The 12050-nt window shown below is 72.1% G+C and carries 4 protein-coding genes; 2 read left to right on the top strand and 2 right to left on the bottom strand.

Going from position 1 to position 12050, the window contains the following annotated elements; translation table 11 throughout:
• Positions 1–10 precede the first annotated feature (10 nt).
• Positions 11–1501, bottom strand: coding sequence for a SpaH/EbpB family LPXTG-anchored major pilin (locus PUW82_RS00725; RefSeq protein WP_274220468.1), 1491 nt, complete (start codon positions 1499–1501; stop codon positions 11–13).
• An 85-nt stretch (positions 1502–1586) separates the two neighbouring features.
• A complete protein-coding gene (locus PUW82_RS00720; protein WP_274220467.1) occupies positions 1587–5909 on the bottom strand; it encodes a DUF7933 domain-containing protein in 4323 nt (1440 codons plus the stop codon).
• A 325-nt stretch (positions 5910–6234) separates the two neighbouring features.
• Between PUW82_RS00720 and PUW82_RS00715 the strand changes: the two genes are divergently transcribed.
• Positions 6235–9624, top strand: a complete 3390-nt coding sequence (locus tag PUW82_RS00715) for a DUF5979 domain-containing protein (protein WP_274220466.1) — start codon at positions 6235–6237, stop codon at positions 9622–9624.
• A gap of 73 nt (positions 9625–9697) precedes the next feature.
• Positions 9698–12001, top strand: a complete 2304-nt coding sequence (treS, locus tag PUW82_RS00710) for a maltose alpha-D-glucosyltransferase (protein WP_274220465.1) — start codon at positions 9698–9700, stop codon at positions 11999–12001.
• Positions 12002–12050 lie beyond the last annotated feature (49 nt).

Below are 12050 nucleotides of genomic sequence, written 5' to 3'. Positions count from 1 at the left end.
GGTGCGGACCTCAGGCCGAGACGCGCGCAGCGGCGGCGCGACGGCGGGAGAGGATCAGGGCGGCACCGAGCATCGTGGCGAGCAGGGCGCCACCGCCGATGCCGAACCAGCGCGCGCCGTCGCCACCGGTCAGCGGCAGGGCCCACGCGGGCACCTGGCTGTGGGTGAACTCGACGTAGTTCTGGATCGGCGGGGTCGTCGAGGTCTCACCGGCGACGACCTGCGTGAAGACGCGGTCCGGCGACGGCGGCTGGAAGCCTGCCGGAGGCGTCATCTCGCGCACCCAGTAGTTGCCCGGGGTGACGATCGGGATCTCCACGTAGCCGTCGGCTCCCGACGTCCACTGCGAGATGCCGTCCACCGTGATCGGGTTGATGCCGCGGATGGCGTCTTCCTCGGTGAGGAAGACCTGGTAGACGGCGCCGGCAAGGGCGATGCGGTCGTTGGTCGGACCCTCGAAGGCGAACACCGTGAGCTGGCCGATCGGCGTCACACCGACGACCGTCTCGCTCGAGCCGTTGATCGTGCCGGTCGCGGTGTTGACGATGCGGCCGTCGGCGGGGATCGCGATCGCGCGGGTGAGCACGTTGAACGACACGACGCCGCCCTGCAATCCGGTGAGCCGGGTGAGACCGGTGGACGTGAACTCCAGGGTCAGCGTGCTCCCCTCCGTCACGAGGTTGTAGTCCGCGCCCTCGGTGAAGGTCTGCGGCAGACCCGCGGCGCTGGTGACGACGACGTTCGTCGGGGCCACGCCGGTGGGCGGGGCAGTGACGTACTCGAGCTGCGCCGGGATGGTGTCGGCGAGGTCGAACACCTCGATGCTGTCACCGGCGGCGAGCGTCGGGATCGCGGACGCGATCGCCCAGCGGATGAGGTCGGGGTTGCGGGCCTCGGCCGAGTTCGCCGGTGCGGGCACCCGGGTCTTGGTGACGTCGGTCACCGCGTTCTTCGGGTAGACGTGCACGTCGTAGATCCACTCGTTCGCCGGAGCGCCGGTGGGACCGGTCGGGAACGGCAGCGTGACGAGGAACGGCGCCGAGGGGTTGGTCGCCTCTTCCGGCAGCGTGGTCTCGGTCACGAGGTACAGACCGATCGGCATGTCGGCGGGGAAGGTCGCGATGCCCGTCCCCGGCGCTGACGGCGTCGAGGCGAAGCTCGTCGTCGACAGGCGACCCGCGGCCGTCGCCGGCGTGAGGTTGGCCGCGGTCGACCAGCCCTCGGGGGTCGAGAGGTCGACGTCGGCCACGAGCGAGGCGGTGAAGACGGCGCCGGCGAGCGGGGTGCCCGCGGGCGGGGTCGCCAGCTCCTGGCCGGTGCCGATGTCCTGCGGGCTCGAAGGCCCGAGCGCGTACTTGTGCACCGTGAGCGAACGCGGGATGTCCGGGTCGATGTTGCCGGGCTCCGCGTGGGCGGGCGTCACCGCGACGAGCGCGGTCGCGGCCCCCAGAGCGAGGATGCCGAGAGCGGCACTCACCCGCTTCCGAAGTGAGGTGGTCATAAGTTTCTCCTGTCAGGTGTGAGGTCTGTGTATCGAGGGAGTCGTCGGAACAATGGATGCCGCCGGCCGACGGGTGGGGCGTGAATCACATCAGCCGCCTCCTTCGCATCGTCCGAAGGAAGATCGCTATCGCGACGAGGCCCAGGAGGGCGGCGCCGGCGATGAAGAAGGCGTCCGCGCCGGTTCCGCCGGTCAGCGGCAGCGTCGTCGGCTGCACCGGGGCGTTGACGAAGCGGTAGACGGCGTTCTCGCCGGGAGCGGGCGCCACGATCGCCGCGGAAGGAACGGCCGTCCAGGTCGAGCCGACCAGCCGTTCGAGCCGCAGCGTCTGATACGCCAGCCGCGAGCCGGAGCGCGTCGGTTCCTCGCTGAGGGTGTACCCGTGGCCCGGGCGCACCTCGAAGGTGCTGCTCGCGTTGCCCCCGGGTGCATAGGCGGCTCCGGGCCGCGATTGCGTGGGCACGGTTCCGCCGGCGAACACGTCGGGTGTCGCGGTGATCGTCCAGTCGGCGGGCCGGAACCCGTCCTGCGCCCCGACGACCTCCTTCACGACCGTGAGCGTCGCGGTCGCGTTGGTCACGGAGCACGTCACGTCCGCTCCCGCGGCGAGCGTGACGTCGCCCGCGGAGCTCACCGGCACGGTCGCGCCGTTCGCGTCGACGCAGCGCCAGTCGCCGACCTGCACATAGGTCGTCAGCGGTCCCGACTCGCTCAGGCGGTACGGGATGCCGGGGGTGACGGGCACGGCCGAGACAGCGCCGGTGCCGCTGCGTCCGCGCGGTCCCGCGAGCGCGGTCGACCCCGCGGGAGCGGCGGCCGACAGCACCCAGTCGCTCGGAACCGCGGAGCCGAACGAGACGACCTTCGTCAGGCTGAGGTTCGCGGCGGGCCGGTTCACGATCGTGCACGCGACGACCGCACTCGAGGCGACGCCCGGGATCGACGCGCTGACGATGCTGCCGCTCGTCGTGAACGTCACGGGCGTGGCCGCGCCGTTGACGGTGCACGAGCCGCGATCGAAGACGAACCCGGTGCGCTGCTCCTCGCTGATCGTGAGGGTCGCTCGCGACGCAGCCGATCCGAAGAGGACGCTCCAGACCGCGCGCCCGGCGGCATCCGTCTGCTGGCGCGGGGCCTCCGAGGGCAGGACGGTCGCCGTCCCGGTCGTCGCGACGGCCGTGGTGCCCAGCGTCCAACCGGCGGCGGGCGCAGCGGTCCCGGTCACCGGATCGAGCACTTGTTTGGTGAGGGTGACGCTGGCGGCGGGGCGCGGCGAGTTGAACAGCGTGCAGACGACGTTGACGCTCTGGCGATTCGGGATCGTCACCGACCCCGACGTCGCGGCGGCGTTGCTCAGGCGCACCCCGTCTGCCCAGCACTCGTTCACGACCGTGTAGACGCCGATCGCCGAGGCCGAACCGGCGGCCATCGTCTCGGAGAACGAGAACGTCGCTCCGACCGGCGCGGGCGCGGGACCGATCTGGCGGGTCTGGCGACCGGTCGCGGAGCCGGTCGTCGTGGTCGTCGCGACGGTTGTGGCGCCGTTGGTCAGTGTGAGGGTGAACTGATCGGATGCCGCCGCTCGGCCGACCACGTTCTTGAGCACGGTGATCGACGAGGGCGAGGTGCACGACGCGAGGTCGGTGTGGGCGACGGTCGTGCGCGACGAGCCCGGGATGCGGGCCCACGTGGTGGCGTCGAACTCGTATGCGGCCGTTCCGCTCGAGACGTACGCCGTGCCGCGGGGCGAGAACGCGATGCCGTTCGCGGCGCCGAACGCCGGGGTGGCGTCGAGGCCGGTCAGCGTGCGCGAGGTCGTCGCGCCGACCGGCAGGCTGCCTCCGCTCGCGGTGGCGAGGCTCTCGGCGGTGATCGTGAAGATGACCGCCGAGCTCTGCCCGTTGGCGTCGACCGAGGCCCCCAGGACGTAGAGGTTGCCGGCGGCGTCGAAGGCGAGGTCGCCGTTGCCGTCGGGTGAACCCGTCGTGGCGAAGCTGCCGATGTAGCTGTAGCGCGAGGCGGCGGGGGCGGACTCGGTGAAGCTCCACAGGTGGAACGCCGATCCGTTGTACTTGCCGAACACGTAGCGACCCGTCCGCGGGTCGACCGCGCCGGCGACGAGCGAGCCCGGCACCTCGGCGCCGCCGCCGACGGTCGTGTACGCCGTGCCGGCGAGTGTCTGGAACCCGCCGGAGGGCGTCCACTTCAGGATGGCCGCCACGTCGGTGGCATCCGTCGAGCGTTGCAGGGCGTACGCCGTCTCACCCCCGGGGCTGATGCCGAGCGCGTTCGCGTTCGTGCCGACGTTCCAGGTGCCGACGTTCGCGACCCCGCCGCTGACGATGTCTCCCTGCACGAGCGTTCCGTCGGCCGTGACGGCGTAGTAATGGTTGGTGTCGCACTGCAGGCGCGGCTGCTGGGGGGCGTTCGTGAAGGTGCAGACGACCTGCGCGCCCTGCTCCGCCGGCATCGTGAGGCTGCCGGAGGGCGAAGTCCCGGCTGCGATCACGGTGCCGGAACGCACGCACTCGTACGTGGCGCCGTACCCGAGCCCGGCGCCGGCGCTCGCCGTCTCGTGGATGGTGACGGTGCTGCCCGCCGGGACGGCGATCGGGCCGACCTGAGCTGCCTGCACGTCGGCGGCGGTGCCCGAGGTGGTGGCCGAGCCGAGCACCGTCGTGCCGCTGCGGACCGACAGGGTGAACTGATCGGTCGGCGACGTGCGCGCGGTGATGATCTTCCGCACAGTCACGGTGGTCGCCGGCTGCACGGTGAGCGGGGCGGCGGGCGAGACGATGAGGCCGCCGGCGGTCACCGTGCCGCTCGAATACGTGCCGGCCGTGGCCGCGACGACGGTGACGGTGACGGTGCACGTGGTCTGGCCCGCCGCGAGGTCGCCGCCGGCGACGGTGATCGTCCCGGCTCCTGCGGCGGCCGTGACGCTGTACGCCGTTCCCGTGACGTTCGTGCACGTGCCGCCGACACCGGGGGCCGGCGCCACGACGAGCCCGCTCGGCAGCGTCGCGGCGAAGTTCCAGTCGGTCTTCGCGAGCAGGTCGGCGGTGTTGGTGACCGTGTAGGTGAGCGTCGTCGGCGTCGTGGCGACCGCGGGCGACGGTGAAAACGCGGCGTCGAGGGCCGGCGAGACGTCGAGGACGCGGAGGTTGTCGACGCCGAAGGCACTGCCGGTGCCCGTCACCGTGTTGGTGAGTCGCACCTGTGCGGCGGAGATCTGCGCCGGAGTCAGCAACGAGGCCGCCGTTCCGGTGTACGTCGCTGCGCGCGCCGACGGCGAGATGGCCGGATCGACGACACCACCGAGGGTGCCGAGGGTCGGCTGCGCGGGGGAGCTGTAGAAAACCGATCCCGTAGCGGCGCACGGCACGACCGGCGTCGGGAAGGCGTTCAGCAGCGTGGTCGTGCCCGTGAACAGCGACAGTGACAGCGATGCGTTGTTCGTGCCGCACTGTGCTCCCGCGGCGTCGAAACGCAGCGTGTAGTAGCGCGAGCCCGCAGCCGCGACGCCGATCGCGGCGTTCGTCTGGGCCACCGTCGTGCCGCCCGCGACGGTCGCGTAGGGCAGCGCGACGAGCGCGTGGTTGCTCTGCGTTCCGGTGGTGCCGCTCGTCGAGCCGTTCACCGGCGCGTTGGCCGCAGTGCCGCCGACCACGCCGGCCGCGAGCTGGCCGAGGGCATCGGCCAGGCGACGGGTCTCGCGTGCGGCGAGGGAGGATTGCCCGACCCCGAGGACGGTCTGCGTCGGGCAGAAGCTCGCGTTGGGGTAGGTGGCGGTGAAGTTCACCAGGACACCGGTGCAGTTGGTGCCGATCGCCCAGCCGCTCGAGGCGGCGAACCGGTTGGCGGCGTAGGTCGTCACCCCACTGGGGGTGGTCGTGGTCAGGCCCTGCTCGAAGGACTCCTGCCAGACCGGCCGCGGTCCTTCCGGCACCCCGGCCGCCAGGATGCCGATGCGCGCCTCGCCGGGTGGCGCTCGTGCCGCGCGGGTGGCGCGGGTCGAGAGCGCGACCGTCGGGTCGGGCTCGGGAGTGGGCGTGATCCCCTCGGGGGCGGGAGACGGCGAGGGGGCCGGCGTCGTGTCGTCGGCTGGATCCGGCGGTGTCGGCGACGGCGCGTCCGCGACGCCGGTGTCCGGGGCCGCCGTCGCCGCGGGCGCGGGTGTCGGCGGGGGCGGCGCGTCCGTGGCGTCGGCTGCCGGTGTGTCGGCGGGCGCGGGCGGGAGCACGGGCTCGTCGACCGAACCGGCCGCAGCCGACGGGAGGGCGGCGGCACCGACCGGCGTCGACAGCAGCCCCAGCGTCAGGGCCGCCACCGCTGCGTACGCCGCTGCACCGCGGATGCGGTGGGCGCGAGCGCCGCGCTGCGCGCGGGCACGACGGATAGAGGCCATGGCTGTGCCATCTCCGGGGTCGAAGGCGAGGGGGCGACGGGCGTTGTCGGGTGGTCGTCGCGGATCGGGTCGAGACTCGAAGAGTCGGTAGATCAGGATTGCCGACTTCGATCCTCAGTATTTCCTTCGACCGATCGTGCACTGCCGAGCGTAAGGACGCCGGGAATGGCAGTCAAGGTCTTCGACGCTAGATGAGCCGGCTCTCATCTAGCGCGGCGATCGCGTTCTTCGCCCAGGGTTCCCCCGGGCGCGCCCAGGTGCTTGACTGACCCGGCGGAATGCCCGTCGATCGATCGGCGGAGTCGCCACCGACCGAGGAGACGCCATGCCGATCGCCACCGCTCGGACGAGGGGGCGGATCGGCGCAGCATCCGTCGTCGCCGTCTCGCTCATCGCCTCCATCGCCGTGGCGGCGCCGGCGGAGCCCGCCCACGCGGCCTACCCGGAGTCGTTCAACCCCTTCGCCATCGGGGGCGGCTACACCGTCTACGCGCGCGAGGACGCCGTCCTCGGCAACGACGAGACGGAGGGCGCGATCGCCGTCGGCGGCACGGCCACGAAGCCCGGCGACGGTCAGTACACCCTCGTCCACGTCGTCGCCGGCACGGCCGATTACACGCTGCCGACGGTCGACGGCGACCCGACCCGGCTGCTCGTCGGCGCGTTCGACCCGGGCAGCGGGGGGATCACCGCGATCACCAGCGCCGGCACGTCCGACCCCGCGCTGCGGGGCGACCTGAAGATGGTCGAGCGCGACGGACCCTGGCAGGCGGCCGCGCGCGCGGACTGGCTGCGCCTGAACCTCGACGCGTCGCAGCCCGATCTCACACCCCTCATCGACGCGACCCACCAGCGGTATCCCGACGACGCCGAGCCACCCACCGGAGCCGTCGGCGGAGGCAGCATCTACACGGCCGATGCCTCCGCGGATGCGGTCGCCGGCTACGTCGAGTCGGCGCGCGAAGCATCGTACGAGCAGGCCGCCGCCTGCCTCGCCGACATCGCCGATCCCGCGCTCGGCGCAGGTTTCCCCGTGACGATCGCCGAGGATGTCGGCGACCGGATCGTCCTCGGGCCGCTCAGCGCGACGCGACCCAACGTCGTCGACTACGACGACATCGCCGGCGCTGCGCTGCTGCAGTTCTCGCCGGGACCGGAACCCGGCGTGCCCAATCCGCTCGTCATCCGGGTGCCGGCGGGGACGACGGAGGTCGTCGGGGCCCGGGTCGACCCGCAGGGCGCGTACTCGCCGTACATCATGTGGGATCTCTCGGCGCTGACCGGCGAGGTGTCGGTGACGGCGGCGCAGGCGCGCATCGACGGCTCGATCTACGCGCCCGACGCCGACATCACCGTCACCGCCTCACCGCTCGACGGGCAGATCATCGGGCGCAACGTGACGACGGGCGGCGGCGAGGTGCACTCGTTCTTCTTCGCCGGTGCGATCTCGTGCGCCGCGGACGAGGGCACCTTCCGCATCCGCAAGGCGCTCGAGGGCATCGACCCCGCGGCGGTGGCGGGCGTCACCTTCGCCGTGAACTACACCGCGACGACTCCCTCAGGCGACGAGGTGCGGGGCAGCTTCGAGCTGCCCGCGGACGGCACCTGGGTGCCGGCGGGTGAGGACTTCCCCGTCGGAACGGTGGTGGAGTTCGCAGAGATCCCGCCCGCCAGCATCCCGGGATACGAATGGGCGGCGCCCGCGATCACACCCGACCCGCTCGTGGTCACGGCCGGAGCGACGGCCGACGTCGTCGTTACGAACGAGGCGACGCCACTCGTCGGCACGTTCTCGGTCAGCAAGCGCATCGCGACCGCCGCCGGTCCCCTCCCCGACGTGCCCGACGGCTCGGTCGAGGTGACCTGGACCGCCACCCGCGGTGGCGCGGCCCTGGACTCCGGCGTGCTCGAGGTGCCGTTCGACGGGACGCCCGCGTCGCCCGACGAGCAGTTCCCGCTGGGCACCCGCATCACGCTGTCGGAGGACCTCTCGAGCATCAGCGCACCGGACGGGTACCGATGGACGAGCGCGACGTGGGATCCGGGCCGCGTGATCACGATCGCCGACACCGGCACGGCGGCCGTCGTGCTGACGAACACGGTCGCACCCGAAGTCGAACCGCGCAGCATCTCGATCGTGAAGCACACGGTGGGGGCGGCGGGCGACCTCGGCTACGCGTACTCCGTGAGCTACAACATCGACCCCGTCGAGCCCGGTACCGAGGCGCGCCGCACGCGAGAGATCGCGGTGGGGGAGCCGGTCGTGCTGACCGACGTCGAGACGGGGGCGCAGTTCCTGCGCCTCGCGGAGCCCATCCCGCTGCTCGACGGCGAGCCCGTCGACGTGTCCGACTGGGAGGCGCCGGTGTTCCGGGTCGCCACGGAGGGCGGAATCGAGACGTTCACCGCGGGCGGCTTCGAGGGACAGGTGCCGCTCGAGGATGCCGTCGTCGACATCCCGCTGCCGGCCTCGGGCGACATCTCGGTCGAGGTCACGAACGAGCTGCGCGAAGGGACCTTCGCCGTGCAGAAGAGGTTCGAGGGCATCGTGCCCGACGACCTGCCGGACGGCACGCTGTTCACGGCGGAATGGACCGCGACGACCCCGGACGGCGAGGTGACCGCCGGCCGCGTGCGCGTGCCCGTCGACGGGGCGCCGGTGTCGCCGCTCGACGCGTCGGGCGACCCGCTGCTGTTCCCCTACGGCACCGTCGTGGAGTTCCGCGAGGCCCCGGCTCCGCTGCAACGGGGCGTGACCTGGGTCTCGACCTCGTTCACCCCGGGGACGCTGACCATCGGAGACGATGACGCGGCGGTCGCGGTCGAGACGATGACGAACGCCGCGACGTTCGATCGAGGGACGTTCCAGGTCGCGAAGGACCTCGCGGGCGTCACACCCGAGCAGCTGAGCACCGACACCTTCCTCGTCGGCTACCTCGCGCTGCTGCCGACCGGCGCCGTCGACGTCGGCACGATCGTGCTGCCCGCCGACGGCACGCCCGTCGGTCCGCTCGACGACGCTGGTGCACCGCGGACGTTCCCCGTCGGCACGCGCATCGTCCTCGCCGAGGCGCCGCCGGACGAGGCGACGCTGCCGGAGGACTACGACTGGGCCCGCCCGACGTGGTCGCCCTCGCGGTCGCTGACGATCGCCGCGACGGAGCAGACCCCGACGATCGTCGTGACGAACTCCGCTGTGCAGTACGCGATGGTGTCGCTGACGAAGACGGTCGACGACGCCGCCGGTCTCGTCGCCGACGACGTCGCGTTCGACATCGCCTGGTGGCTCGACGACGAGCGTCAGCCCGACCTCACCCTCGCCGCCGGCGAGACCGTCGCCTCGGACCGCTTCCCGGTGGGGTCGATCATCGAAGCCGAGGAGCCGCGGCCCGCGGACGTCCCCGGCGGCACCTGGCAGGACCCGGTCTGGACGTTGGACGGCGAGGTCCTGCCCGTGCAGTCGAACGGCCGTGTCGTCGTGCCGGTCTCGGCGTCCGGTCAGCAGACGATCGCGATCGTGCTCGAGAACATCCTGCGCCCCCAGGTGCCGGACGAGCCCGCCGTACCCGACGAGCCCGGAGACGACACCGGAACACCGGATGCCGCGGGGTCGCTGCCCACGACGGGTGGGAGCTTCAGTCCGCTGCTGCCGGCCGCCGGCATCCTGTTCCTGCTGCTCGGTTCTGCCCTCGTCGCGCGTCGCCGGCGCGTGTGAGCGGCCCATAATGCCTCGCGCGAGCGGACACCAGCCCCTCGTGACGGTCGCTCGGACTCAATACGGTTGAGGCATGGCGCGCGACGAACAGCCGGAGGACCTCTACACCGCCCCGATCACCCTTCCCGGGGCGGCGGGCACCGACGGTGAGGACGGTGATCTCGACATGCCCGAGATCAGCTACGACGAGCAGCGCTACCCCGCGCGCCCGCGGCGGCTGCGCCCCCGCGATCAGTTCCGGGGCGGCAGCGTGCGACGCAACATGACCGACCCGCGCAAGGCGAACGGCACCAACCCGTCGTACGTCGAGTGGCTCGTGCGGCAGGCGATGCTCAAGGACGCGGACGTGCTGGCCCGCCAGCTGTCGGGTCAGCCCGCGATGTGGCGCAACCCCTACGCGCGGCCCGACGCCCGCCGCGCCATCGCGACGACCGACGTCTGGTTCACGGCGTACCCGATCTCGCTCATCACCCGTCCGGGGCAGTCGTTCCTCGCGGCGCTCGGCGACGACGCGCTGTGGTCGGCGTTCGAGCGCATCGGCATCACCGCCATCCACACCGGCCCGGTCAAGCGCGCCGGCGGCATCGAGGGGTGGCGCGAGACGCCCAGCGTCGACGGGCACTTCGACCGCATCAGCACGTCGATCGACCCGGCCTTCGGAACCGAGGAGGAGTTCCGCGCGCTGTGCGACGTCGCCGACACCCACGGCGGCAGCGTCATCGACGACATCGTGCCCGGCCACACCGGCAAGGGCGCCGACTTCCGGCTCGCCGAGATGGGCTACAAGGACTACCCGGGGATCTACCACATGGTCGAGATCCCGCCCGAGGACTGGCACCTGCTGCCCGAGGTTCCCGAGGGTGTCGACAGCGTCAACCTCGACCCGGCGACCGAGCACGAGCTCGCGGAGCAGGGGTACATCATCGGGGCGCTCCAGCGCGTGATCTTCTACACCCCGGGTGTCAAGGAGACCAACTGGAGCGCGACGGCGCCCGTGATCGGCCCCGACGGCCGCACGCGTCGCTGGGTGTACCTGCACTACTTCAAGCAGGGGCAGCCCTCGATCAACTGGCTCGACCCCACCTTCGCCGGTATGCGCCTGGTCATCGGCGACGCCCTGCACTCGCTCGGCGAGCTGGGCACGAGCGCGCTGCGCCTCGACGCCAACGGCTTCCTCGGGGTCGAGAAGAGCGCGGAGGGCCTGCCCGCATGGTCGGAGGGCCACCCCCTCTCGCACGCCGCGAACCACATCATCGCCGGCATGGTGCGCAAGGTCGGCGGCTTCACGTTCCAGGAGCTCAACCTCACCATGGAGGACATCCGCGACACCGGGGCCGTCGGCGCCGACCTGTCGTACGACTTCATCGGTCGCCCCGGCTACCACCACGCGCTCGCGACCGGGCAGACCGAGTTCCTGCGCCTCGCGCTCACGACCTCGCTCGACCTGGGTGTCGCGCCGGTGCAGCTCGTGCACGGCATGCAGAACCACGACGAGCTCACCTACGAGCTCGTTCACTGGGCCACCCGCCACGGCGACGACGTCTACCGGTTCCGCGGCCGCGAGATCTCGGGTAGCGACCTGGCCGAGGAGGTGCGCGCCGACCTCACCGAGCACCTCACCGGCACCGCCGACTACAACCGGGTGTTCACGCAGAACGGCATCGCCTGCACGACGACCTCGCTGATCGCCGCGACGCGGGGCATCGCGCGGCTCGACGACGTCTCGGACGACGACATCCCGCTCATCCGCGACGCGCACCTGCTGCTGAGCGCCTACAACGCCTGGCAGCCCGGTGTCTTCGCCCTCTCGGGCTGGGACCTCGTCGGCATGCTGACCATCCCGGCCGACGAGGTCGCCGACCTGCTGTCGGCCGGCGACACGCGCTGGATCGAGCGCGGCGCCCACGACCTGCTCGACGTCGACCCGTCGGCGACGCGTTCCGCCGCCGGGATGCCGCGGGGCCGCTCGCTCTACGGGTCGCTGCCGGCCCAGCTCGACGATCCGGAATCGTTCGCGTCGCGCCTGTCGGGCATCATCGACCTGCGGCGCGAGTACGGCATCGCCTCGGCGACGCAGGTCGACATCCCCGAGGTCGCCCACGCGGGCATGCTCGTGCTGGTGCACCGCCTCGACGACGGCAACCCCTCCGCCGACGCCGCGATGCAGGTGACGGTGCTGAACTTCTCGGCCGAGCCCATCGAGGGCACGGTGCGGTCGGAGCAGCTCGTGCCGCAGAGCGAGGTGGTGGATGCCGCCTCGGGCGAGACCCTCGGACGCGTCGACGACCTGCAGAGCTTCAGCGTCGCCCTGCCGGCCTACGGTGCGACGTTCCTGGTGCTGAACGCGCCCGAGCCCGTCGCCTCCGCGGAGGACTGACCCCCCGCGGCCGAGTCGGGCGCGGCCGAAACCGCGAAAAGCCCCGCTG

Source organism: Microbacterium thalli, assembly GCF_028737325.1.
Lineage (GTDB): Bacteria > Actinomycetota > Actinomycetes > Actinomycetales > Microbacteriaceae > Microbacterium > Microbacterium thalli.
Note: the sequence above shows the minus strand (reverse complement) of the source record. Positions and strands in the feature narration are given on the sequence as shown.

Excerpts from the sequence above, each read along its gene's own strand:
- PUW82_RS00725 (WP_274220468.1), bottom strand. The coding sequence starts at position 1,501 with ATGACCACCTCACTTCGGAAGCGGGTGAGTGCCGCTCTCGGCATCCTC.
- PUW82_RS00715 (WP_274220466.1), top strand. The coding sequence starts at position 6,235 with ATGCCGATCGCCACCGCTCGGACGAGGGGGCGGATCGGCGCAGCATCC.
- PUW82_RS00720 (WP_274220467.1), bottom strand. The coding sequence starts at position 5,909 with ATGGCCTCTATCCGTCGTGCCCGCGCGCAGCGCGGCGCTCGCGCCCAC.
- treS (WP_274220465.1), top strand. The coding sequence starts at position 9,698 with ATGGCGCGCGACGAACAGCCGGAGGACCTCTACACCGCCCCGATCACC.